Below are 23,896 nucleotides of genomic sequence, written 5' to 3' on the forward strand. Positions count from 1 at the left end.
AGTTGTCGTCCAACTCATGTGGCGGTTTTATTCATTATACTTCTGTTAATGCATCATTAAAATCTGCTTTCATTTTGTGCCATGCTTCATCGATACGTTCATCTAAACCGAATAGACCGCTTCTTCCCAATATATAAATATCTGGATTGGCTTTTTGAATTTTACTAAATGTCTTCTTATTTGAAGAGCCATCCATTTCAATTAAATATTTGTATTGATGCTCGTCTCTTAACTTTCTCAATTCTACTATTTTATCTAATGTTTCATCGATAAATTTTTCTCCAGCAAATCCTGGGTCAACGGTCATAATTGTGATCTTATCTAAATATTGAATATAAGGTTTAATCACTTCAACGGGTGTTTCTGGATTTAATACGATGCCTACTTTTTTACCATGATCATGGATTTTATGAATCAATCGGTAAGCAACACCATTGACGACTTCTGCATGTATGCATATATAATCTGTATCTACTTTTAATAATTCATCCACCCAAAATGATGGTTCAGTGACCATTAAATGTGCAGAAATGGGTACGTCAGAAATTTTCTTCACTTGTTCAATAAACCAAGGTGACAGTGTAATATTCGGGACATAATGACCGTCCATAATATCTATATGATAAGATTCTACGTGCTCATTCAAAAATGTAATCTGCTCGCTAAATTTATCTAAGTCCATCGTCATTAATGATGGTGAAAACTTTACATTCTCCATGTATTAAACCTCCATTAGTATACTTTAATATCGCCTAATTCTATGTCATCTTCTTCGATTTCATCGATCATTTCTTCTGATTCATTTACAGGTTTCTTAAGTAGTACAAGTACTAGAGCTGTAACAATAACATTTGCTACGATAGCGATGACGAAACCTAATGGCTGAGACATTGTTGGAATTGCTAACATGCCACCAAACGGCACTTTCGAGTCAGCGTTCATCACCATTGAAATCGCGCCACCTACTGCACCACCGATTCCTGTTGCAATAACACATCTAATAATGTCGTTTAAGACAATCGGTAAGACACCTTCAACAATTTCAATAATACCCATTGGGAATGCTGTTTTTAATGTTTCTACTTCTACTTTTTTATAAATATTTTTACGCATTAATCTTCCAATCCAATATGCAAATGCGAATCCAATTGGCGTAGCTGTGTTAACGACTATCAACGCTGTTATAGGTTCATGAATACCTTGTGCTTGTAGTGTTAATACAAATGCAAATACTGTCTTATTAATTGGACCACCATAATCGACACTTGCTAATACTCCGATGATAATGCCATAAATTAATTTAGAAGTACCACTTAGAGATTGTAAATACTCAGTTAAAATATGCGTAAATTGTGTAATTGGTGCTCCGATTACATAGACCATAATGAGTCCACCTACAAGCGAAGCAATAAATGGAATTACAAGCATCGGCATTAAGCCTTTAGCCCAATTTGGCATTTTGATATATTTAATAATTAATACAACAAGATAACCTGCCAAGAAGCCACCTATTAAACCTCCGATAAAACCTGATCCAACTGCATTAGCTGTTAAACCAATAACGAGGCCAGGTGCTATACCCGGTTTATCAGCAATTGAATAAGCGATACCTGTTGCAATGACAACTGGTAACATGCCCAGTCCAGCACCGCCAAGTGTTGCAAGTACATCCCAGAATGAATAGCCAGTCTTCGTTAAATCTGTTGATGAATCTCCACCTAACGCCATCCCAATTGCGATCATGAATCCCGCTCCACATACAACTGGAATTAAATAAGATATTGCCGTAAGTAAATGACCTTTTAAATTCAACTGATTAAAAAATGTTTTCACGTTATCTCCCCCTTTGTTAGTTAGATAAAATTGCTACAACTTCTGTTTTATTTTTAGAATTTAATAATTGTTCAATCACTTCATCATTACTCAACTTTCTTGCGATTAATGATAAGAGTTTCAAATGTTCTTTAGAATTGTCGCTATCTTCGCCAACTGCAAGTAATATAACGACTTTCGCACCTGTATCATCTAAAGATGGCCACTCTACTTCATCTTTTAAAACACCAATTGCAATACCAACTTTGTTAACGCTACTACTTTTCCCGTGTGGAATCGCCACAAAGTTACCAATACCTGTTACGCCTTCTGACTCTCTTTTATAAACAGCTTCTAAAAATGCTTCTGAATTGTCTATATATTGTTCTTTATCAAATAAATGAACGAGTGTTTCTAAAGTTTCTTCTCTATTATTTGTCTCAAGTTCTGTTAAGATTGTGTTCTCATCTAATACATCTATTAAATTCATATGGCATCTCCTTTATTGTTGTGAAATTTGTTCGATTTTTTCTATTAATTTATTTGGAGATTTTATTGCGACATCTGTCGGTATTTCGATGACTTTTTTACCTTCAAATCTTTCTTTAGCGCTTACCTTTACATCTACAGCAAGTAACACGATATCAGCTTGTTTAATATCTTCAGGTGACAATTCATTTTCTACACCTATTGTCCCTTGTGTTTCAATTTTGATATTATGACCTTTCTTTTCAGCTGCTTTTTCTAACTTTTCAGCTGCGATATATGTGTGTGCAATACCTACTGTACAAGCACAAATACTCACGATATTCATATTTCATTCCTCCAATTATAATAATGACTCTACAAAGTCTTCGTCTGCTAAATTTCTCATAAATGCTTGAATATCTTGCAATACTGCTTGATCTTCTTGTGGTTTAAGATTTAACAAAATAATCAATTTCAATGACTGGTCATGCCAGTTCATAAGATTTGTCTCATTTTTTATTAAAAATATTTTAGTCTTTAAAATATTCTCACTTTGAATATGTGGTAAAATCACTTCTGGAAAAATTTCAATATTCCCATGTTGTTCTCGCTCGTGTACTTCTTCAATAAAAACACTTTCAGACTGAATGTACTGATCTTTCTTTAACTGACTACCTATTTCTTCAATGACATCTTGATATATTATGTTAGCTGTTTTAATTTCATAAAATAACGATTCATTCATTGTTATCACCTAACATTTCTATCATCTTTCGCAATTTAATTTGATCATTCTTATTAAACATTGCGCTGATGACCACGATTGGAATTTGCTTTACTTCAGGTATATGAACAGTTGAAATAATCAAATCGATTTTATGCAAGTCATCTTCTTGTAAATCAAAAGAAGATTTAACATCTACAATCTCAATTTCTGGTACGTTTCTGTCTATTTTTGTTTTCAATAATTCAGAAGTACCTATGCCTGTAGTACAAGTAATCAGTGTTTGTATTTTCTTCGGGTTTCTCTCAAGTTCTTTCGCAAAATACAATGTTAAAAAGCCTATTTCATCGTCATTCATTTTTTTAATATGATATGTTTCAGAAATTAGATCTGAAATCTGTCGAATAACTGTAAAAACATGTGGATATTCAATTTTAATTTGTTCTATTAAAGCATTCCTGACATTTAACCCATGTTCAATTCGATTGAGCATCGGTTTAATATGTTTAAGAAGTTGCTGCTCTAAATCAATATTTTTAAATGAATGATTTAATTCTTGACTCGCACCATCTATCAATGCATTTGTTATATCGATGACTTCTTGTGAATATTGCATGTCTTCTTGATTATGCTGAACATTTTGCGTTTCAAATCTGGAAGAAATAAGATATTCAAACAAATAAATTCGTTCATTTTCAGGTAATTGAGTATGAAGATATTGTTCAACATTGCCAATTACCATGTCACTCATTCTATAAAATGATTGATACTCATTTTTTAACTTTATCAATTCAGGTGTCTTTCTATCTTTGTCTTGTTTGATCACACCTCTTTTTCTAAAGCGCATGATTAAAATATATAAATGAGAGAAAATGTTCACATTATAAGGATAAGGAATAATCATATCTTTATAACTCTCAATCTTATTGATTTGTTCTTGCACAAAATGTGCATCTTTATCCTCATTTTGATCGATAACATTATAAGCAGAGAAATTAGACAGTTGCCCATCTCCAATGAGTTCTAACAATGCATTTCGAATATCACTTTCATCACCATTTATAGATAAATGACGATTCTTTCTTTCTAAATTTAAACTAAAACGTTTTAACATCTCTTCAATTTTTTTCTCATCTGTGTTCAGAACACTCTCAGAAATATAATAACGTTCGATAATATTAAAGATAGATATCGACTTAGGGGAGATTAACAATAAATCTTTTGTCATCATATTTCGTCTTTCAATAGGAGAAAACAAATCATTTTGATGAAGATGCCCCGTTTCATGCTGTTCAATATATTCTTTATCATCAATACGATAGCCCTTACCTTTTTCAGATATAATAAGAGGCTCTTTATAATAATCATTTATACGTTTAACAAGTCGATAAATCGTTTTAGTAGAAACATCTAGATGTTTCGCCAATCGATTCGAATCGACAAACGAATGCGCATTTAATAAGTAATGAATTAACTTCTCTTGATTATCACCTTCCATGACTTTTACAACCTCCCTGTAGCTTCATCATAAAACAAATATATGTAAGCGTTTTACTTTTGTTTGTCCATTACAATAGACATTAAAATATCATTCATTATAAACTATCATGTTACTAAAGTAATGAATTAACCTCTTTTACACTTCTACATTTGTAAAAAGTCTGCATGCCAATTAAAATTGCGCACAAAAAAAACTCACTTTAGCAAAATTGCTAAAATGAGTTTGAATTTAAAGTTCTATTAAACGCCTGAATACGCCATAAACCCGCCATCGACTGGTACAGTAATGCCATTTACAAATGATGAATAATCTTTATCTAATAACCATAAAATCGTACCGATAAGTGCTTCTGGTTTCCCAAATTCTCCAAGAGGTGTTTGACTTAATATTTTTTCTGAACGTGCCGTCAGACTTCCGTCTTCATTTAATAATAAGTCTCTATTTTGTTCTGTTAAGAAAAATCCTGGTGCAATCGCATTAACTCTAATATCTTCCTCTGCAAAATAAACAGCCAACCACTGCGTAAAGTTATTAATAGCAGCTTTTGCAGCACTATATGCTGGCACTTTAGTCAATGGTGCATAACCACTCATGGAAGAGAAATTAATAATGCTTGCATGTTCTGACTTCAGTAATTCTTTGCCGAATACTTTAGCAGCGACAAATGAGCCAATAAAATTATTATTAAATACATGTTCAAATCCACTTTGTTCTAAATCAAAAAAGTTCTTTTTATCTTCAGCATTATATGACTCTGAATCTGTAATAGCGTCAGGATTATTACCACCTGCACCATTAATTAAATAGTCAATTTTTCCAAATGCTTCTAAAATTTCATCTTTAGCTTTCGTAAGCGATTCTTCATTCGTAACATCAACTGAATAGTTACGAGCAATACCACCTTCAGCTTCTATTTCTTTAACAACTTCTACACCTTTATCATAAGTACGATTTAAAATGGCAATTTGCATGCCTTGCTTGCCTAGTTCTTTCGCAATTGTTCTACAAAGCACACCGCTTCCACCTGTAATTACAACAACTTTATCTTTTAAACTTTCATGTTTACTAAACATTTTTACCAGACTCCTTTTCAAGTTGATATGCATCCCATAATCCATTTAAGTACATAATGCCTAATGCTCTATCATATAATCCGTATCCTGGACGACATTCTTCATTCCATAAATGTCTACCGTGATCTGGTCGAATGTATCCTTTATAATCTGCATCTGATAAATGTTTCATAATTTGTGCAATATCAATATTACCGTCTTCTGTAAAATGAGAAGTCTCTACAAAACTGCCATTTTCGGAGATGCGAACATTTCTAATATGCATAAATGGTGCATGCTCATGGTATTTCAAAGCAATTTCTGCCATATCATTATCTTTAGAAGCACCCATAGAGCCCGTACATAACGTAATCGCATTATTTGGACTATTATTAATCTCAAACATTCTTTCGTAGCTATCTGCACCAGTTATAATTCTTGGTAAATTGAAAATAGAATATGGTGGATCATCTGGATGAATTGCCATTTTAATCCCACAACGTTCTGCAGTTGGAATGATTGCGTTTATAAAGTATGCAAAGTTTTCCCATAATTTTTCTTCATCTATATCTTTATATGCTTCAAATAGTTCTGAAATTTGATCTAATTTTTCTGGTTCCCAACCTGGCATTGTTAGATTTTTACTCGCACTTGAAACAGTTTCTATTAATTCTTTCGGATCTAAATTTTTAACTTTTTCATAATCAAAGTATAGTGCTGTAGAACCATCTTCTAATGGATGGAACATATCTGTTCTAGTCCAATCAAATATTGGCATGAAGTTATAACAAATAACTTCCACACCATATTCAGCTAAATTCTCAATTGTTTGTTTGTAGTTTTCAATTAATTCATCACGTTCACTATTACCTAATTTAATAGATTCATGAACATTCACACTTTCAACAACTTTTGCATTAAATCCATGTGATTCAATATATTCAACTTCTTCTTTAATTTCTTCTTTTTCCCAAACAGCACCAACTGGCTTTTCATGAAGTGCCCATACAATCCCAGTTGTATTAGGTATTTGTTTAATATCTTCTAATGTAATTGTGTCATTGTTTCTTCCGTACCAACGAAATGTCATTTCCATTTTATCCATCTCCTAATTGCCGATTATCTTTCTATTATACCTTTACCACTCAAGAAACTTTCTACTTGTTCTAAATATGGCAATCCTTCGTTATCGCCTATTACTTCTGTAACCATTCCGCCTACTGCATTTGCGAATCTTACACGCTCTTTTGCTGTATATCCTTTACTTAAAGCAAACAAGTATCCGCTTGAAAAGCCATCTCCAGCGCCTACTGTATCGATTGGACTTACTGGAAAGACTTCTGTTTCAAATTGTTCTTCATTGCTTACAAATTGTGTAGGTAAATGTCCACCTTTGACAATGATTTCTTGTAAGTCTTGTTCTTTTAATAAATCTTCAATATTTTCAAATGGTGTTGCTATTTTAAGAATTTCTAGTTCTTCATCGCTTGTTAACAGAATATCAGTATAAGGTAATAATGCGCCTAGACTTTCACTTGCTGTTTCTTTAGACCAAGTTTTTAATCTAATATTTGGATCTAAAGTTACAGTTGTATTTGCTTTTTGCGCTTTTTTCATCATTGATTGAATCAGTTCGATTTTATGATGTAATAATGCGACAAACACACCACTGACGTGGAAATAATCAATATCATCAAAGTCAATATGTGCGACATCTTCTTCTGTTAAGTCTTTAATGGGTGCATTGTCTCGATAATAAAATGAAGCACCGCTTCCATCTGCATTGATTTGTTTAAAATAAACGGACGTGTTTTTACCTGGTACTTGTTCGATATGCTCTGTATCAATACCTTCTCCACGTAAATTATTGATAATGTGTTGACCAAATTCATCTTTACCAACTTTTGAATAAAAAGTTGTTTCTAACCCTAATCTACTCGCACCGATTGCTACATTTAATTCCGCGCCTCCAATTGTTCTTTGGAATGTATGATTAAATTTCAAAGGTCCTTTATTACTAGGATTCATGGCTATCATGGAATCACCTATTGTGAAAAGCCTCATTTCTACCACTCACTTTCATCGATTTCTAACAGCTTCTACATACTTTTGAGCTTTTTCTGAAATAACTTCATAATTATTTCCTGTAAATTCTTTCGTTAAGTCGCCACCAATACCTACAGCGAATGAACCTTTTTCAATCCAATCTGATACGTTATCTAAATTCACGCCACCAGAAGGCATTAGTTCTACATTAGGTACTGGACCTTTAATATCTTTAATAAATCCGGCACCTAATTGTCCTCCTGGGAACAGTTTAATTAAATCAGAGCCATAGCGTAACGCTTCTATAATTTCTGTTGCACTACTACAACCTGGTAAGTATGGAATAGAATATACATTACATAATTTAGATATATTGGTGTCTAAATGTGGACTTACAATATATTGTGCCCCTTTATTAATTGCAATTTGTGCAGTAGCAGCATCTAACACTGTTCCTGCACCAAGAACGATATCATCACCGTATTGTTTATGTACTTGATTAATCACTTCTTCAGCATTCGGTACAGTAAACGTAATTTCTATATTTTTAAATCCACCTTTAATGATTTCATCAACTATTTTCTTTGTTTCATCCTCGTCATTCCCTCTAACAACTGCAACGAGGTAATTTTCATGTAACTGGTTTAAAATTTTATACTTTTTCAAAATAGCCCTCCGTTCCACATTGTGATACAATGTATTGTATAGTAATATTTAGTATTATTATAACGTTTGTGAAAACGTTGTCAATTATTTATTTTCATCTATGTTACTTAATTCATAGAATAATTTATGCTATATTTTTATCAAAGAGGTGATGATTATGGCTTCTAACGTTCAATCGATTGACCGTGCATTAAACATTTTAGAAATCATATCTGAAAAAGAACAAATATCATTAAAAGACTTAGTAGATGAAACTCAATTATCTAAAGCAACTGTACATAGACTTGTTAATTCATTGATTAGCAATGGCTACGTTCAACAAAACGCATTGACCAATCAATATGAAATAACTTTTAAAATGTTCCAACTTGGAAACAAACGTGTACAAAATATTGATTTTTTAAATGTAGCTAAAAGTATGATTAGTCAGCTGATGACAACAGTTGGGGAAACATGTCATTTAGTAGTGGAAGACAATAACGAAGTGGTATATATAGATAAATTTATACCAAGTAATAACAATCGATCGATGGCATCAAAAATTGGGAAACGTGCACCTATGTATTGCACAGCAGTAGGTAAATCTATCCTTTCGACGTATGAGAATGAAAGAATCCAAGAAATATGGAATCAATCAAATATTGTTAAACTAACCGAGAATACAATCACAGACTATGATCAATTCATTGATGAAATAGCAGTCATCCGAGAACAAGGTTATTCAGTAGATAATGAAGAAAACGAAAAAGGCATATATTGCGTAAGTACTTATTTCGTAAACTATCGAAACGAAGTCCAAGGCGCTATCAGCCTTTCATTCCCTACAACAGAATTAGATAAGAAAGAGTTCTTTGTAGATGAATTAAAAACATGTGCTAACAAAATTTCTAGATTACTTGGGTATCATTAAGAAATTTAGTAATTTTAGAGCGGGGGTGGCGCACGATATCTCTCAGTCTTCGTGCGTTACACTCTGATTTTATACCCTAGCGCACGATATCTCTCAGTCTTCGTGCGTTACACCCTGATTTTGTACCTTATCGCACGATATCTTTCAGTCTTCGTGCGTTACACCCTGATTTTGTACCTTATCGCACGATATCTCTCAGTCTTCGTGCGTTACACCCTGTTTTTATACCCTAGCGCACGATATCTCTCAGTCTTCGTGCATTATGATGAATAGTTTATAAGGGGGCGTTTACATGTATGTACCAAAATATTATCAGATGAGTGATTATGAAAAAATCAAAGATTTTATGATGCATAATAATTTTGCAACCATCATTACTTATGACGAATTAAAACCTCTTGCTACACATTTACCTGTTAATATTGAAGAAAAAGATAATACCTTATATGTATCAGGCCATTTTGCAAAGGCTAATAAACAATGGCAAACAATCGAATCAAACGAACATATCCTTATCATATTCCAAGGTCCTCATGCTTACATTTCTTCTACATGGTATGAAAAAGAAGATGTTCCAACTTGGGATTACCAAAGTATACATGCGTATGGTAAAGGGCATTTGTTAAGTGAGTCAGAGTTAGTAGATGATTTGACGATCCTTTTAAATAAATATGAAAACCATCGACAAAATGGTGCTACTTGGAACAATTTATCAGATCAAACGAAAAAACAAGTTAAAGGTATTGTAGGTTTTAAAATGGAAATTGAAGAAATTGATGCTGCTTATAAACTAAGCCAGAATCGTAGTGACATTGATAAAAAGAATATTGTTTCGGAGCTTAATAAAAGTGAAAATCCTGTAGATACAGTATTGGCCAAAGAAATTGAAAATAATAAATAAATGTTGTTACATATAAACCCCCTCACTTTTAATATTAGTGAGGGGATTTTTTTATTTATCTAAACTCATAGTTCTTAATTTCATTTACGATCGTATTATATTTATTTGTCTTGTATCTTGATTTGTTAGACACTACAAAGAAATTTCGATTTAAATCTAAGTCGTTTGTGACGATATAATCTTCATCAAATGATTTTATAGAGAAGTTGGATAATATCGTAAAGCCCATATTTTGTTTAACGAGTTCTAAAATTAATTGGTTATCGTTAATGACGACTTTACGAGATGTTAAATTCAATTGCTGTAATAACATATCTTGATAATATCTTATTCCCGATCCTGTTTCTCTAACGTAACATCTTAATTGATTTAAATTTTGGTTTGTTTGTTTATTTTTCACGAGTAATAATTTATCTCTTGTTAGGACTTCACTATTGATTTTGTCGTCCAGTACTGGCTTTTCGATAATGCCTAGGTCTAGTGAGTAATCTTTCAACTTACTTAATATATCAGCTGAGTTATAGACATAAATATGAATATTGAGTTTCGGATATTTTGTTTGTAGATAGATTGTTAAATCTAATAACATCGATTGGCCAAATGTGTGACTCGTTCCTATGACAAACTTCCCTTTCACATCTTCTTTATGCTGATTAATTTTCGTTTGCAACTGCTCATCTAATATTGCTAATTGGCATGCATAGTTATATAACTCTCTTCCCTCTTCTGTCAAAATTATATGTTTTCTTGTATTTTCAAAAATCTTAATTTGATATTTCTCTTCAAGTGTTTTGATATCTCTACTTATTGATGGCTGTGATTTATATAACTTTTCGGCAGCATTCGTAAAGCCCTCTTCTTCTACAATAACTTTTAAGATTTGTAATTTATCTTCCACTGCAACCACCTCATATCATTTTTGTTATATTATATATTTAAAAATAACATTTCACAAATATTCATCTTGCGCTTAAACTTACGTTGAGGTGAACATTATGGGGGAGAAATTTAATAAACGTTTTTTACTCGGTATTGGCTTTACTTTTTTAGTTGCTATTGTCAGTATACTTTTATCGTATTTACCGGTATTTAATAAAGTCGGGGCACTCGCAATTGCGATTATTACAGCTATTTTATATAGACATTTCAGAGGATATCCTACGCAAATCGAATCGGGGATTGCATTTTCATCAAAAAAATTATTAAGATTTGCGATTATTCTATACGGGCTTAAGTTAAATTTATGGACGATTATTCATCAAGGTAGCACATTATTATTACTAGATGTTGGTGTCGTCGCTTTTGCGATATTGTTTATTTTGTTTTTAAATAAAATCATTAAAGGAGATAACAATTTAGTCTTGTTATTAGGTGTTGGAACTGGTGTTTGTGGTGCAGCTGCAATTGCCGCGATATCACCTATCCTTAAATCTAAAGATAGTGATGTTGGGATTAGTGTAGGTTTAGTGGCCATAATGGGTACAATATTCTCTTTAACTTACACGTTATTATTCGCTATTTTTCCAATGAATGCTCAATTTTATGGTATTTGGTCAGGTTCAAGTTTACATGAAATTGCACACGTTATTTTAGCAGCAGATGCCGGTGGTCAGTCATCATTAGGCATTGGCTTATTAACAAAATTGGGTAGAGTATTTCTATTAATACCATTAAGCATTATTTTCTTAATCATCGTTAATAGAAAGAGATCACATAAAGTGTCACAAAAAATAGACTTTCCGTACTTTTTAATTGGATTTTTAATTATGAGTGCTGTGAATACGTTCATTCCTATTCCTGAAGCCATATTAAATGTAATCAGTACATTTACAACACTCATATTAATTATGGCAATGGTCGGTATCGGTTTAAATGTATCTTTCAGTGACTTAAAAACAAAAGCATTCAAACCAATGATAGCAATGCTTATAACGTCAGTCGTGTTATCAGTAATCACATTTATTGTCATTGGATTTTTATAATAGCAATATCAGGGTATAACATAGAGATGATTCAATTTGAGAAAGATTGTGATTAAATGCTGTTATACCTCAAATTATATTTAATACTCATAATTTCCATGTTCAATTATTTATTGATACCAACTGATGTCCCTGCAACTTATAAAGATACATTTACTAAAGCAACACATCATGATTATCAAGAAGCTTTTAAATTAGGTTCACAAATTCCAAATGAACAGCTTAAAATCAAACCATTTCATTCAAACGATAAAACTATCAATCAAGCTGTTGGTAAAGTCACATCTGATAAAACAGGCAAGTCAGGAAATGGCGCAACAGGGTTTGTCGTCGATGATCATACAGTTATCACTGCGTCACATGTCGCAAGTGATGATGACGGAAACAAGGAAAAGAAACAATTTTATTTCTTTCCTGCTAAATCTAACCAGTATACTCCGCTGAAATTCAAAATTAAGCAATTTTATAAATCAAACGAAAGAGATGTCACAGTACTCATTACTGAAAAATCATTAACACCTAAAATAAAACCTTTAACTATAGCATCCGAACGTGAAATTCAACATTTGAAACCTAAATCAGCACTATTTATGGCAGGTTATCCAAATGAAGAACCATATGACGGTCAATATATGTATCAATCAAAAGGATTCTATCTTAAACCAACTCAAGACTATATCGAATATATCGGACACATGCATCGAACAATAGGATTTTCAGGATCTCCAGTATTTAATCAAGACAATCATGTCATCGGTATACATGCACATGGCATTCGTCCAACAGAAAAAGTCAAAAACCCATCAACTAGAGACAAATACACAGGCGGACCACTCATCACCGGTAAGACAAAAGCATTTATAGAAGAACATAAAAAATAAAGCTGGGATATAAAATCCTAGCTTTATTTTATCTATTTATATAGATATTAAGACATACAAGCATCTAGGACAGAAATGTTCTAGACTTTTTTCATATTTTTAGAAATAAAGGCTGAATATTGCTAGTGGGGTGTGACTAGCAATGTTGGAGGGCCGAATATTGCTAGTGGAGGGTGACTAGCAATGTTGGAGGGCTGAATATTGCAAGTGAGACGCGACAAGCAATGTTGGAGGGCTGAATATTGCTAGTGAGGCACGACAAGCAATGTTGAGGACCCTGTATTTATCAAGACTGACCAAACAAGCAACATAGCTGCTTCGTATGTTGCAAGATTGATCAAACAAGCAACATAGAACTCCTGTATATTGCAAGACAGCCCAAACAAGCAACATAGAACCTCTGTATATTGCAAGACATACCAAACAAGCAACATAGAGCTCTTGTATATTGCAAGACAGCCCAAACAAGCAACATAGAACCTCTGTATGTTGCAAGACGCATCAAACAAGCAACATAGAGGCTCACGTTTACATTGATTTTTCCATATAAAAAAGACTGGGACACAATGTAATGTCTCAGTCTCATTTAATATTTCTATGCAGTATTAATTTTTGTATCTGCGCTACAACGCCGATTATTATATATGCAGTATTAATTTTTATATCTGCGTTACAACGCCGATTATTATATGTGCAGTATTAATTTTTATATCTGCGCCACAACGCCGATTATTTCTGTGCAGTATTAATTTTTATATCTGCGCCACAACGCCGATTATTTCTGTGCAGTATTAATTTTTATATCTGCGCCACAACGCCGATTCTAATTCGTGCAGTATTAATTTTTATATCTGCGCCACAACGCCGATTCTAATTCGTGCAGTATTAATTTTTATATCTGCGCCACAACGCCGATTACTTATTAATGAGATTATACTAATTCATGTTAAATTATACAATAATTTTCACTCTAAAATTCGAGATATTTTTCATTATTGTCTGTCAGATAAAGCTCTATCTAGATTTTTATCTATTAACCATTTATAACAGGAATGAGTAAATGAGAATCATATTTATCACCTGCGTAAATATTGTGAACGCCTTTATTAACTGTTTCTTCGTGTTCATAACGTGTTTTGAGACCTGGTGTACTATTACCTTTAACGACTTCACTTGCTTTTACGACTACTTCAAGTTGTTCACCTTTTTTAAATAATGTACTTGAAGGTAAGATTTCAATTTCTACTGGCACGATTTCATCTTTAGCTAATTTAAGCTCAGTTTCGTGTTTATGCCATGGTTGTAATGGTGTTGATTTTTCAGTATCTAATTCTCTGTGTGATATACGTAACCAACCTGATGCGACTTGACCATGTTCAATATGGTTGAAGTCTGGGAAGTTTACTTCTTCACCTTGTTTATTGATTTTTTTAATGCCTACAAATAAATCCATATCATCCGCTTCTTCTGCAGATACCCATAATTTCAATTTCATATTACCAGTTAGTTCAGTATCTTCATTAAATACTTTATTAAATCTTACTTCGTCTTTGCCTTCTGATTCACTATTATAAGAAACTTTAGTTGACGCTTCTGGTTGCAAATCTTTTAAAGTCATATCTGATCCATCTAAATATAAAGCAGTTTCTTTAGTGTTAGGTAATGGGAAGTTTGTTGCTATTTTAGTATTACCTCTATAGAATTTATCTCTTACTTCATAACTTACTTTAGGTGTATCTTTCCAATCATTTTCAATACCTTTTAAATAATAATCGAAGAATTCTTTTTGTTGTTCAAGAGATTCACGTGCATAATAAGATTCCCATTCTTTACGGCCATGTATTTTGAGCCATTTATCTTCTGATGATGCTTGTTTAAATCCTTCAAAAGTACCGCGGTTATGCAATCCTTGAGTTGACCAACTTGCACATACAAACATTGGTACTTTAATTGCTGATAAATCTGCTTGTTTACCTTTCCAATATTCGTCAAACATCGTATGAAGTTTTTGTTCTTTTTTCAAATCTTCAATTTCTGTTTCTGGCCATCTTGCAACAATACCTTCATACCAGAATCTATAGAAACCAGTATCTGGTATACCACCATGGAATGCAATTTCTCTGTACATATCATTTAAACCTTCCCAAGGTATCATCGCTTTTAAGTGTGATGGATTTAATGAAGCTACCCACCATTGTGTTACAGCTAAATATGAAACACCATTTGTACCGACATTGCCGTTACTCCATTCTTGTTGTCCAGCCCATTCGATAACTTCTGCGTAATCTTTCGCTTCTGAAAGCCCCCAAGGATATAGTGCACCTTTAGATTTCGCACTACCTCTTAAAGCAACTTTTACAACAACATAATCATTTGGTACCCAGAAACCTGGATCTGGTGATTCTTCCGGCGTAATACTTGATGTAGGAATTGCACCAAGTGTTGGCCATAATGAGCCCATATTTGTAATTTTTGGTTTGTTATCTTTACCATATGTGTCAGCTGACATGACAACCGGGAATTTCCCAGGTTTATTAGGGCGAATGACGTTTACATATAATACTGCACCGTCTGACATTGGTACAGCAACATCTTTTTCCATAATCATTTCTTGATTACCATATTGAATACTATCAACAACAATATGATTGATGCCTTCTTTTATATCTTCAATTGGTGTTACTGTTAATTTTGGATTACCTAGCATTTGTTTAGTCATATATTTCAAACCCTTTCTATATATAGTGTTATTTTGAATACATACAAAGCTTAATCCCCATACACATATTTCACAATCATCACGACAACTAAAGGTGTTCGAAAATGAACAAACTGATTAAAATTGTTCATTATTTATGCTTGAAATGGCATTTTATGATTTATTTAAGGTAATTCTTTATACTAAATATACAAGTCTTGATAAGAGGAGATGTTATGAATGGCACAAGATAGAAGGAACCGAAAAACTCAAAGTGCTATTAAAGATATTTTTCTAAAATTACTACAAAAACATTCATTTTATGACATTACAGTCCAACAAATAGCTGATCTTGCTGATATTAATAGAGGTACTTTCTATTTTCATTATGTAGATAAATATGATTTATTAGAAAAAATGGAGAACGAAAAAATAAATGATATCCAAACATTTATCACTGAGCAAAATAAAAACGCTGTCTCTGATTCTCCAAAAGATATTGTCCATAATATTATGGCGTATTTAATTGAACATATTGATCATCATTTAGAGTTTTATAAAACGATGTTTAACATTGGGCAAGTTTCCATGTTACAAGAAAAGCTTTACCAATTGATATTTGATCATTTAAGTTCATATAAGAATATCAACAACACTATTGGTGATATTCCATTACTATATTTCACAAGCTATGTATCAGGTGCAGGTATTTCATTTATTAAACATTGGATACAAGACGAAAATAGAATCGATAAATCTCATTTAATCAAACATTTCACAACCATCGTCAATAATGGTCCCGTCCCATTAATGGAAAAAGAACAGTTCCCAAAATAATTTTAGGAACTGTTCTAAGTTTTTTTATGCTCATCAATTTATAAACCAGCTTGATTGTACATTTGGTCCTAGTACATTGGCATCGACATTTTGATCAAGTTCTGATGAATAGTAACTATCTGTGTATTGCCATAATACATGTTCTCTTTCAGGTTGTGTTTCTTGATATGAGGCTAACCAATAACCATCATAAGAGCCGACAGCATTCGCTGTATGATTAACCATAAAGTCTTCATAAGAGTATAATAATACTTTCTTATCGCCTGAATACTTCCTCATTTCATTCAACCAAGCGAGTGTACTTGCATTCGTATCTCCTGAAGCAACTGATTCTTCCTCATAATCATTGATATAGAAACTTGCATTAGGTGCTCTATTATATAGCGATTTCGCTTCTGTTCTTGCTTCACTTGCATTTTCATACATACTATATGTATATACACCATACTTCATATTATTGGCAGAAAGTAATTTTGAATTTGTATCAAATGTTGCATCTTTATAGTCTGAACCATACTGTGCTCTTAAAATAATAAAGTCATAATTGGCTTTAAGCTTTTTAACTTGAGCTGACGTTAATTCACCTTGCCATTCTGATAAATCAAGTATCGAATCATCTTTAGCTACTGTCGAAGATTCCTCTATTTCTTGTTTGTTTCTAAAAGTATTTTGATTTTCTATGTATTTCTTATAACCATGACCCATCGTACCTTCTTCTTGGGCCGCTTCTACTTTTTCAGATGATACATTGATGATAAACATCATCGTCACGACTGTTATCATCATTTTTAGAAATCTTCTAGACATTTAAATACTCCTTTGTCATTGATGCATATTTTATTAAACTTTATCTATTACAGGTTTTCCATTCTCGTCTAACAATGGTGTTAAACCACTGCCTGTACCTACCCAAGCATTGATATAATTAACACCTGTTTCACGATCAACAAAAATCGAAATGCGACCTAATCCTTTAACATTATCTACCGATTTAACAAAAAATCGATTATTATCTTTTGAATCATTATCTTTGTTACCAAACATATTTTTCCCTCCTTTTCTCATATAATGGTATAATATTTGCCATTATAATTAAATGATAGGAGCTAAATTTCATGAAAATCATCACAACTTTTGATGAATTAAATAAACAGATTGATGCACATACATTCACACTAATCTATGTATCTAGCGAGAATTGTTCGGTATGTAAAGCTGATCATCCAATCGTTCAAAAAATGGTGGAAGACTATGACATTCCAGCATACGAAATTGTTGCTAACCAAATGCCAGAAGCAGTCGGACAATTAAATTTATTCACTTCACCTGTCGTATTACTTTATTACAACCAAAAAGAAGTTCACCGACAAGCCCGTATAATAGACTTTGATGAACTTCAATATCGTATAGAGCAATTTAACAATCTATAACACTATTCAACAATCGTATAGAAATCAATTCTCGTTACAGTGCCTGTTTCGTCAGAAGTGAAGGCAATTTTATAACCATTTAAACTCCAAGAATATTGACCTTCAACACTTCGTGGACTGCCTGATTTACTGAAATCTGTACCGTAAGAATCAACAACATCATCTATCGATAAATTAAATTGATTTGCATTTGTCGGTTGTGCATTAGCATCTAAACCGTAGTTACTATATACATTTAAATTTTGATCATATAAATTTATATTTTTAGCCTTATCTTGATGTTCTTTAGCATAATCTTCATGTGCAGGTGTTTCATATCCATTTAACGTGAAATTACCTGATTCAAATCCTTTTTTGAATGTATCCGTTATGAAAAATCCAGGGTCATAACTCACATACCCATTGTAATAAGAAGTATAAGGTTGAGAAGCTTGGCTATCCATATTACTGTTGCTCGCCGCATCAATGGAATGACCGTTACCTGCCGCGCCTACTGTAAATACTGTCGCTACTGCTAAACCGGTTGAAACAAAAACTTTTGAAAATTTGTTCATTCGATTACTCTCCCTTTTATAGATTATGTATCATAAGATGATACACCTTCATCCTACACTTTTAAATTTCAATTACAAGGAATATTAAATAAAACATTTATTTGTTTTTATTACTTTTGTTTAATAGTAATCATTTTAATAAATTTAAAAACCCCAACCCGATATTTTCGAGTTGGGGTTTAATATATTCTTTATTCTAATACTTCTTTTGCTTTGTCAATAATGTCTCAAATTACACCGTCATGTTTTTTAATAAATGTGTAAAGATATGCCAAGATAAAGCATAATATTGCTGTAATGCTGAACGAAATAATATAGAATACTGAATTAATGTCAAAAAGTATACCTGCAACTAAAATTCCAAAAGGCATCATTACTTGTGACATTGTTTGTGACAATGCTAAATATTTACCTTTTATTTGTTCTGGCACATTTTTTTGTACATAAATGTTTATCGGTACATTACTCAGTACAACGCCGCTTCCGATAATAAATATACTTATAAAATATATTACAAGTATCGATAATTTATATAAATCTGTTATAAACGGAATACATAATATGAGTATTCCTACAGCTAAAGTAATCATGGCAACTTGCATATTTGCTACAAGTGTTCCTTTATTCTTCAACTTAGGATAAATCAAACCAAACAATATACCTGCTAATGGAAATCCTGTTTCAATGATTCCTAACTGTTTAGAATTCATATTAAATATAGTGACAAAACTTCCTGGAATACCTACCGTAACGAAACCAAACATAAAGTTAATGATAGATCCTGATAATAGTATTAAAAATATATCTTTATTTGATTTCAAAAATTTAAATACAACTTTATAACTGTTAAAGAATGTATCCTTAACTTCTTCATAGACTTTATTTACCGGAACTTTATTAAACGCAATATTAAGCACTATTATTAATGAAATGAGCTCTGTTACAAACATAATAATCATAAAAGTCTTAATATCGAAATAAGCGTATACTATTCCACCTAAAATTGGAGCACCAATTTGTAATACATTCTGAATGACATTTCTATATGAAACTGTTTGATCTATAAAACGTTCACTAACTAAACTTAATAAACCACTGTTAAAAGTGAGTGATACAGCCATATCTGTAACTGTCAAAATGATTACAATTATGTATATGTATAGAAGTTGGTTTAAACTATTTGGTATTAAGTAAATACTTATAATTGATAAAATCGAAATGCACTGCATAGATATAATAAATGCTTTTTTATTAATCTTATCTATATAATATCCGATAGCAGTACTGCCCAATATAAATATGAGCGAATATATAATCATAATATTAGAAAAGGCTTGTACACTTCCTGTTATCTTTAAAACATGAAATGAAAGCGCAAAGGTAAATAATTTACTGCCTATAATGCTAAAAAAGGTGAATAAAATAATAAATATATAGTTTTTCTTCATATTGCATACCACCATATAATGACTTACTTTGATTATATACAAATTATCCTATGTGTGGAATAAGTAATTATGCAACCTCTAAAACATTTCCAATTTTTAAGATTAGCACTTGTTATTCTCAAATAATTTTGTATAATTGAGAAATGTTATCAATTAGAAAATGGGAGGCAATCATGAAAAAGTATATTACCGTCATCGTTTGTGTACTTTTATTATTATCTGCGTGTAGTAATAGTAAAGATGAAGTCAGTCATAAAGATACTGTCACAATTAAGAAGACTTTTGAATATAAAGAAAAGAATAAAGATCATAATAGAGGCAAGAAAAAAACTGAAACTGTAACAATACCTAAGAATCCTAAAAAAGTTATTGTCATGGATTATGGCGCTCTAGATATTATGAAAGATTTGAAATTACAAAATCATATAACAGCTATTCCTAAAGGTCCAAATGGTGATTTCTTACCAAGTTATTTATCAGAGTTTAAAGATGATAAATATACCAATTTAGGGAATCCCGGCAGACCAAATTTTGAAAAAATTGCTGAAGAAAATCCGGATTTAATTTTAATATCATTTAGGCAAGCTTACACTAAAAACTTAAAAGAATTTAAAAAAGCCGCGCCTAACGCAAAAGTACTTTACGTGAGTCCTGATGATGATCGTTACATAGAATCTGTTAAGGAAAATGCACAAAATATTGGAAAAATATTCGACAAAGAAAGTGAAACTGAAGCACTCATAAAGAAACTTGATCAAAAAGTTAAATCTGTTAAAAGTAAAGTGAATGATGATACCGTTATGTTTGCGAATATTGACCAAAAAGGCATTAAGACATACGGTAAAACTGGTAGATATGGTGGCTTTTTAAGTGGTGATTTAGGTATCAAACATATTGATCCAGACATGCCAGCAAACTCAAGCGGCCAGTTAGTATCATATGAATATATCGCCGAAAAGAATCCAGACAAAATCTTCTATATAAATAGAACAGATGATGATTCAAAAGGATTACCACAAGAACTTAAAAATCCAGTTATTAAAAACGTCAGTGCAATCAAAAATAAAGATATACTGAAATTTGATTCCAATACATGGTTCTTCGGTTCTGGTGGCATTAGTTCAACAATTAAACAATTAGATGATATAGAGAAAGCTTATTAATTCAATATTTTATACAGCCCTTTTGTAATGATATAATGTAATAAATTACACATATTTTTACAAAGGGGATTTTTAATGTATACAGATAAAGAATTAACTTTCCGTACGAATAGGTTGACGATTCGACCTTTAAATTATGATGACCACAAAGGTTGGATTGAAGGTTTTGAAAATCGATATCCTTCGCAATATAAACACGACAAAGGGAAAATCAATATGGAAGAATGCGACGAAACTTGGTTTAAAGAACTCGTTGATAAACAACAAGCGCTCATTAAACAAGACGATACTTTTATATTTGGAATATTTTTAGAAAATGGCAAACATGTAGGCATGCTGGATATTAAAGTATTAAGCAGATCAGACTTCCAATGGGGAGAATGCGGCTATTTCTTACACAATCAATTTTGGAATCAAGGTTATGCATTTGAAGCTATGAAAGAAGTCATCAGTCAGTGTTATAAAACATTAAAACTACATCGAATAGAAGCACATATTAATGTGGATAACGAACCTTCTAAAAAACTCATAAAAAAATTAGGATTTGAATTTGAAGTATTAAGAAAGAACTTTATTTATGAATTTGATGAATGGACAGATAACGAAGTATATTATATTAACTTACATAACGAAAAATTGATAGAATCTTAATCATTGAGCGACCCGAAAACAAGGTTTTCGGGTCTATATTTTTATTTATCGGCCTGCAAATCCTGTTTTCGGGTCGATATTTATTTTTATCGGCCTGCAAATCTCGTTTTCGGGTCGATATTTATTTTTATCGGCCTGGAAATCCCATTTTCGGGTCGATATTTTTATTTATCGGACTGATAATCCCGTTTTTGGGTCGATATTTTTATTTATCGGCCTGTATTTCTCATTTCTGGACCGGTAAATTTTTTTATCGGTCCATATTTCCCATTTCTGGACCGGTAAATTATTTTATCGGTCCATATTTCTCATTTCTGGACCGGTAATTTATTTTATCGGTCCATATTTCTCTTTTCTGGACCGATAATTCCCACGCATCGGTCCAGAAACCTCCTCTTCTTCCTCCTCCTTCTTCTATTTCACCTTTATTTCCTATTTTATATTCCTTAACAGTATGAAGCGCCTCTTCAAAAGTGTATAATTACATTACAAGTGTGTATAAGCTATTTGAATACCCCAAAATAAATGTTTATGACACGCATGTCAAAATGGATGTGACAAAGTTGCATTTACTAATCATTGTATATGTACATACATCTTCGTATGATTAAGTTACAAAATACTTTTTATATAAGGGAAGGTGTGTTCAATATGGCAGAACAAGCTGAAAAGAAAAAAGGCATTGGTCCTAAGGTTCAAGCTTTTGGTTCATTTTTAAGTAGTATGATTATGCCAAACATTGGTGCTTTTATTGCTTGGGGGCTAATTACAGCACTGTTTATCAAAGATGGTTGGCTACCTAACGAAGAACTTTCTTCAATGGTTGATCCAATGATTAAATATTTAATTCCATTACTTATTGCATTTAGTGGTGGTCGTTTAGTTCATGGTTTACGTGGTGGTGTCGTTGGTGCGACAGCTACTATGGGTGTTATCGCGGCATTCCCAGACACGCCGATGTTAATCGGTGCAATGATTATGGGTCCATTACTTGGTTGGTTAATGAAAAAAGTTGACCAATTCTTAGTTCCTAGAACACCTCAAGGCTTTGAAATGTTATTCAATAACTTCTCAGCTGGTATTCTAGCTTTCATCATGGCGATTGTTGGTTTCAAAGGATTAGCGCCATTAGTTGAAGGACTTATGAAAGTCTTAGGTATGGGTGTTGACTTCTTAGTTTCTCATCACTTATTACCATTAGTAAGTATTATTATTGAACCAGCTAAAACAGTATTCTTGAACAATGCAATTAACCACGGTGTCTTAACACCTCTTGCATCTGAACAAGTAGCTCACGCTGGTAAATCTATTCTTTATACTTTAGAATCAAATCCTGGACCAGGTTTTGGTATTCTATTAGCTTATATGGTATTCGGTAAAGGTACTGCAAAAGCAACTTCATATGGTGCTGGTATCATCCACTTCTTAGGTGGTATTCATGAAATTTACTTCCCATATGTTTTAATGCGTCCTTTATTATTAGTTGCCGTTATTTTAGGTGGTATGACTGGTGTTGCAACATTTAGTATGTTTGACTTCGGTACTACTGGACCAGCATCTCCAGGTTCAATCTTAGCTTATATCGCTATTACACCTAAAGGAAGTTACTTAATTATGTTACTTGGTATCTTCTTAGCAACATTAGTTTCATTTGTAGTTGCATCTATCATCTTAAAATTCACTAAAGACCCTGAAGGCGACATTGAATCAGCTACTGCTGATATGGAAGCTCGTAAAGGTAAAAAATCTTCTGTTAGCGGTGCTTTAACTGGTTCTAAAGAACAAGAAAAAGGTGAAGCTTCTGAAGAAACAGAAGAAAAAGATGAATCTGAAGAACTATTAGATCAATATGACACAGAAAATATTGATGCACATGATTTCTCTAATGTTAAAAAAGTTATTTTTGCTTGTGATGCTGGTATGGGCTCAAGTGCTATGGGTGCTGGTATGTTAAGAAATAAATTCAAAAAAGCTGAGTTAACTGATATTGAAGTTACAAATACAGCTATTAACCAATTACCAGACGATGCTGATGTTGTCATTACGCAAAAAACATTAACAGATAGAGCAATTAAGAAAAATCCTAAAGCCATTCATATTTCAGTAGATAATTTCTTAAATTCACCAAGATATGAAGAATTAATTAACGAACTGAAAAAATAATTTTTATAC

25 protein-coding genes are annotated in these 23,896 nt (G+C 32.3%); 9 read left to right on the forward strand and 16 right to left on the reverse strand.

The genetic code is table 11. The features are described 5' to 3' along the window. Positions 1-34: 34 nt before the first annotated feature. The 10 genes from alsE to LQ673_RS10015 all read right to left on the reverse strand — a co-directional run bounded on the left by alsE (position 35) and on the right by LQ673_RS10015 (position 8,269). A complete protein-coding gene (gene alsE, locus LQ673_RS09970) occupies positions 35-718 on the reverse strand; it encodes a D-allulose 6-phosphate 3-epimerase (RefSeq protein ID WP_159316148.1) in 684 nt (227 codons plus the stop codon). Positions 719-732: 14 nt separating this feature from the next. Next, on the reverse strand, positions 733-1,833 hold the full coding sequence (locus LQ673_RS09975) for a PTS fructose transporter subunit IIC (RefSeq protein WP_037590081.1): 1,101 nt from the start codon (positions 1,831-1,833) through the stop codon (positions 733-735). A gap of 16 nt (positions 1,834-1,849) precedes the next feature. Then, entirely contained in the window at positions 1,850-2,302 is a 453-nt protein-coding gene (locus LQ673_RS09980; RefSeq protein WP_037590080.1) for a PTS sugar transporter subunit IIA, read from the reverse strand. 12 nt (positions 2,303-2,314) lie between these two features. Then, positions 2,315-2,626, reverse strand: a complete 312-nt coding sequence (locus LQ673_RS09985; RefSeq protein WP_037590079.1) for a PTS fructose transporter subunit IIB — start codon at positions 2,624-2,626, stop codon at positions 2,315-2,317. Between the two features lie 15 nt (positions 2,627-2,641). Beyond that, positions 2,642-3,025, reverse strand: a complete 384-nt coding sequence (locus LQ673_RS09990) for a PTS sugar transporter subunit IIA (protein ID WP_191836130.1) — start codon at positions 3,023-3,025, stop codon at positions 2,642-2,644. Further along, a complete protein-coding gene (locus tag LQ673_RS09995; RefSeq protein WP_204171097.1) occupies positions 3,018-4,502 on the reverse strand; it encodes a BglG family transcription antiterminator in 1,485 nt (494 codons plus the stop codon). Before LQ673_RS09995 ends, LQ673_RS09990 begins: the two co-directional genes overlap by 8 nt. 242 nt (positions 4,503-4,744) lie before the next feature. Further along, entirely contained in the window at positions 4,745-5,578 is an 834-nt protein-coding gene (locus LQ673_RS10000; protein WP_037590076.1) for an SDR family oxidoreductase, read from the reverse strand. Further along, positions 5,571-6,653, reverse strand: a complete 1,083-nt coding sequence (uxuA, locus tag LQ673_RS10005) for a mannonate dehydratase (protein WP_107572855.1) — start codon at positions 6,651-6,653, stop codon at positions 5,571-5,573. Before uxuA ends, LQ673_RS10000 begins: the two co-directional genes overlap by 8 nt. A gap of 23 nt (positions 6,654-6,676) precedes the next feature. Beyond that, the gene (locus tag LQ673_RS10010) at positions 6,677-7,621 is read right to left on the reverse strand and encodes a sugar kinase (RefSeq protein WP_191836133.1); all 945 of its coding nucleotides are present in this window, start codon (positions 7,619-7,621) and stop codon (positions 6,677-6,679) included. A gap of 15 nt (positions 7,622-7,636) precedes the next feature. Next, the gene (locus tag LQ673_RS10015) at positions 7,637-8,269 is read right to left on the reverse strand and encodes a bifunctional 2-keto-4-hydroxyglutarate aldolase/2-keto-3-deoxy-6-phosphogluconate aldolase (RefSeq protein WP_107572852.1); all 633 of its coding nucleotides are present in this window, start codon (positions 8,267-8,269) and stop codon (positions 7,637-7,639) included. A gap of 157 nt (positions 8,270-8,426) precedes the next feature. On the opposite strand from LQ673_RS10015, the gene LQ673_RS10020 reads away from it, so the two are divergent. Together LQ673_RS10020 and LQ673_RS10025 are read left to right on the forward strand one after the other, a co-directional pair. After that, positions 8,427-9,179: an IclR family transcriptional regulator gene (locus tag LQ673_RS10020; protein ID WP_191836134.1), complete on the forward strand. Its 753-nt coding sequence runs from the start codon at positions 8,427-8,429 to the stop codon at positions 9,177-9,179. Positions 9,180-9,471: 292 nt separating this feature from the next. Further along, positions 9,472-10,080 (forward strand): FMN-binding negative transcriptional regulator, encoded by a 609-nt coding sequence (locus LQ673_RS10025; RefSeq protein ID WP_191836135.1) that lies wholly within the window; start codon positions 9,472-9,474, stop codon positions 10,078-10,080. A gap of 55 nt (positions 10,081-10,135) precedes the next feature. On the opposite strand, the gene LQ673_RS10030 is transcribed toward LQ673_RS10025, so the two are convergent. Beyond that, positions 10,136-10,978 carry a LysR family transcriptional regulator gene (locus LQ673_RS10030; RefSeq protein ID WP_126476426.1) on the reverse strand — a complete coding sequence of 281 codons (843 nt, stop codon included), beginning with the start codon at positions 10,976-10,978 and terminating at the stop codon, positions 10,136-10,138. A gap of 97 nt (positions 10,979-11,075) precedes the next feature. Between LQ673_RS10030 and LQ673_RS10035 the strand changes: the two genes are divergently transcribed. After that, the gene (locus LQ673_RS10035) at positions 11,076-12,062 is read left to right on the forward strand and encodes a YeiH family protein (RefSeq protein WP_191836136.1); all 987 of its coding nucleotides are present in this window, start codon (positions 11,076-11,078) and stop codon (positions 12,060-12,062) included. Between the two features lie 56 nt (positions 12,063-12,118). Beyond that, entirely contained in the window at positions 12,119-12,943 is an 825-nt protein-coding gene (locus LQ673_RS10040) for a trypsin-like serine peptidase (RefSeq protein ID WP_239705456.1), read from the forward strand. A 1,033-nt stretch (positions 12,944-13,976) separates the two neighbouring features. Here LQ673_RS10040 and LQ673_RS10045 read toward each other — a convergent pair. Beyond that, the gene (locus LQ673_RS10045; RefSeq protein ID WP_239705453.1) at positions 13,977-15,662 is read right to left on the reverse strand and encodes a CocE/NonD family hydrolase; all 1,686 of its coding nucleotides are present in this window, start codon (positions 15,660-15,662) and stop codon (positions 13,977-13,979) included. Positions 15,663-15,881: 219 nt separating this feature from the next. Between LQ673_RS10045 and LQ673_RS10050 the strand changes: the two genes are divergently transcribed. Beyond that, entirely contained in the window at positions 15,882-16,478 is a 597-nt protein-coding gene (locus LQ673_RS10050) for a TetR/AcrR family transcriptional regulator (protein WP_191836138.1), read from the forward strand. A gap of 33 nt (positions 16,479-16,511) precedes the next feature. Here LQ673_RS10050 and LQ673_RS10055 read toward each other — a convergent pair whose 3' ends face one another. After that, positions 16,512-17,285, reverse strand: a complete 774-nt coding sequence (locus LQ673_RS10055) for a GH25 family lysozyme (RefSeq protein WP_191836139.1) — start codon at positions 17,283-17,285, stop codon at positions 16,512-16,514. Positions 17,286-17,318: 33 nt separating this feature from the next. Then, on the reverse strand, positions 17,319-17,522 hold the full coding sequence (locus tag LQ673_RS10060; RefSeq protein ID WP_239705441.1) for a DUF6440 family protein: 204 nt from the start codon (positions 17,520-17,522) through the stop codon (positions 17,319-17,321). Positions 17,523-17,593: 71 nt separating this feature from the next. On the opposite strand from LQ673_RS10060, the gene LQ673_RS10065 reads away from it, so the two are divergent. Further along, positions 17,594-17,908 (forward strand): thioredoxin family protein, encoded by a 315-nt coding sequence (locus LQ673_RS10065; protein WP_058590832.1) that lies wholly within the window; start codon positions 17,594-17,596, stop codon positions 17,906-17,908. Between the two features lie 2 nt (positions 17,909-17,910). On the opposite strand, the gene isaB is transcribed toward LQ673_RS10065, so the two are convergent. Beyond that, on the reverse strand, positions 17,911-18,462 hold the full coding sequence (gene isaB / locus LQ673_RS10070) for an immunodominant staphylococcal antigen IsaB family protein (protein ID WP_191836140.1): 552 nt from the start codon (positions 18,460-18,462) through the stop codon (positions 17,911-17,913). A gap of 227 nt (positions 18,463-18,689) precedes the next feature. Next, positions 18,690-19,910, reverse strand: coding sequence for an MFS transporter (locus LQ673_RS10075; protein ID WP_191836141.1), 1,221 nt, complete (start codon positions 19,908-19,910; stop codon positions 18,690-18,692). A gap of 173 nt (positions 19,911-20,083) precedes the next feature. On the opposite strand from LQ673_RS10075, the gene LQ673_RS10080 reads away from it, so the two are divergent. The 3 genes from LQ673_RS10080 to LQ673_RS10090 all read left to right on the forward strand — a co-directional run bounded on the left by LQ673_RS10080 (position 20,084) and on the right by LQ673_RS10090 (position 23,887). Then, a complete protein-coding gene (locus tag LQ673_RS10080; RefSeq protein WP_191836142.1) occupies positions 20,084-21,073 on the forward strand; it encodes a siderophore ABC transporter substrate-binding protein in 990 nt (329 codons plus the stop codon). A gap of 75 nt (positions 21,074-21,148) precedes the next feature. Next, positions 21,149-21,724, forward strand: a complete 576-nt coding sequence (locus LQ673_RS10085) for a GNAT family N-acetyltransferase (protein WP_159316134.1) — start codon at positions 21,149-21,151, stop codon at positions 21,722-21,724. Between the two features lie 651 nt (positions 21,725-22,375). Beyond that, on the forward strand, positions 22,376-23,887 hold the full coding sequence (locus LQ673_RS10090) for a PTS mannitol transporter subunit IIBC (RefSeq protein ID WP_037590058.1): 1,512 nt from the start codon (positions 22,376-22,378) through the stop codon (positions 23,885-23,887). The last annotated feature ends 9 nt before the right edge of the window (positions 23,888-23,896 follow it).

The organism is Mammaliicoccus sp. O-M54, assembly GCF_022386035.1.
GTDB classification, from domain to species: domain Bacteria; phylum Bacillota; class Bacilli; order Staphylococcales; family Staphylococcaceae; genus Mammaliicoccus; species Mammaliicoccus sciuri_A.

Excerpts from the sequence above, each read along its gene's own strand:
- LQ673_RS10045 (WP_239705453.1), bottom strand. The coding sequence starts at position 15,662 with ATGACTAAACAAATGCTAGGTAATCCAAAATTAACAGTAACACCAATT.
- LQ673_RS10035 (WP_191836136.1), top strand. The coding sequence starts at position 11,076 with ATGGGGGAGAAATTTAATAAACGTTTTTTACTCGGTATTGGCTTTACT.
- LQ673_RS10050 (WP_191836138.1), top strand. The coding sequence starts at position 15,882 with ATGGCACAAGATAGAAGGAACCGAAAAACTCAAAGTGCTATTAAAGAT.
- LQ673_RS10065 (WP_058590832.1), top strand. The coding sequence starts at position 17,594 with ATGAAAATCATCACAACTTTTGATGAATTAAATAAACAGATTGATGCA.
- LQ673_RS10000 (WP_037590076.1), bottom strand. The coding sequence starts at position 5,578 with ATGTTTAGTAAACATGAAAGTTTAAAAGATAAAGTTGTTGTAATTACA.
- LQ673_RS10010 (WP_191836133.1), bottom strand. The coding sequence starts at position 7,621 with ATGAGGCTTTTCACAATAGGTGATTCCATGATAGCCATGAATCCTAGT.
- LQ673_RS10020 (WP_191836134.1), top strand. The coding sequence starts at position 8,427 with ATGGCTTCTAACGTTCAATCGATTGACCGTGCATTAAACATTTTAGAA.
- uxuA (WP_107572855.1), bottom strand. The coding sequence starts at position 6,653 with ATGGAAATGACATTTCGTTGGTACGGAAGAAACAATGACACAATTACA.
- LQ673_RS10025 (WP_191836135.1), top strand. The coding sequence starts at position 9,472 with ATGTATGTACCAAAATATTATCAGATGAGTGATTATGAAAAAATCAAA.
- LQ673_RS09985 (WP_037590079.1), bottom strand. The coding sequence starts at position 2,626 with ATGAATATCGTGAGTATTTGTGCTTGTACAGTAGGTATTGCACACACA.
- LQ673_RS10085 (WP_159316134.1), top strand. The coding sequence starts at position 21,149 with ATGTATACAGATAAAGAATTAACTTTCCGTACGAATAGGTTGACGATT.
- isaB (WP_191836140.1), bottom strand. The coding sequence starts at position 18,462 with ATGAACAAATTTTCAAAAGTTTTTGTTTCAACCGGTTTAGCAGTAGCG.
- LQ673_RS10075 (WP_191836141.1), bottom strand. The coding sequence starts at position 19,910 with ATGAAGAAAAACTATATATTTATTATTTTATTCACCTTTTTTAGCATT.
- LQ673_RS10060 (WP_239705441.1), bottom strand. The coding sequence starts at position 17,522 with ATGTTTGGTAACAAAGATAATGATTCAAAAGATAATAATCGATTTTTT.
- LQ673_RS09995 (WP_204171097.1), bottom strand. The coding sequence starts at position 4,502 with ATGGAAGGTGATAATCAAGAGAAGTTAATTCATTACTTATTAAATGCG.
- LQ673_RS10080 (WP_191836142.1), top strand. The coding sequence starts at position 20,084 with ATGAAAAAGTATATTACCGTCATCGTTTGTGTACTTTTATTATTATCT.
- LQ673_RS10040 (WP_239705456.1), top strand. The coding sequence starts at position 12,119 with ATGCTGTTATACCTCAAATTATATTTAATACTCATAATTTCCATGTTC.
- LQ673_RS09990 (WP_191836130.1), bottom strand. The coding sequence starts at position 3,025 with ATGAATGAATCGTTATTTTATGAAATTAAAACAGCTAACATAATATAT.
- LQ673_RS10055 (WP_191836139.1), bottom strand. The coding sequence starts at position 17,285 with ATGTCTAGAAGATTTCTAAAAATGATGATAACAGTCGTGACGATGATG.
- LQ673_RS09980 (WP_037590080.1), bottom strand. The coding sequence starts at position 2,302 with ATGAATTTAATAGATGTATTAGATGAGAACACAATCTTAACAGAACTT.
- alsE (WP_159316148.1), bottom strand. The coding sequence starts at position 718 with ATGGAGAATGTAAAGTTTTCACCATCATTAATGACGATGGACTTAGAT.
- LQ673_RS10090 (WP_037590058.1), top strand. The coding sequence starts at position 22,376 with ATGGCAGAACAAGCTGAAAAGAAAAAAGGCATTGGTCCTAAGGTTCAA.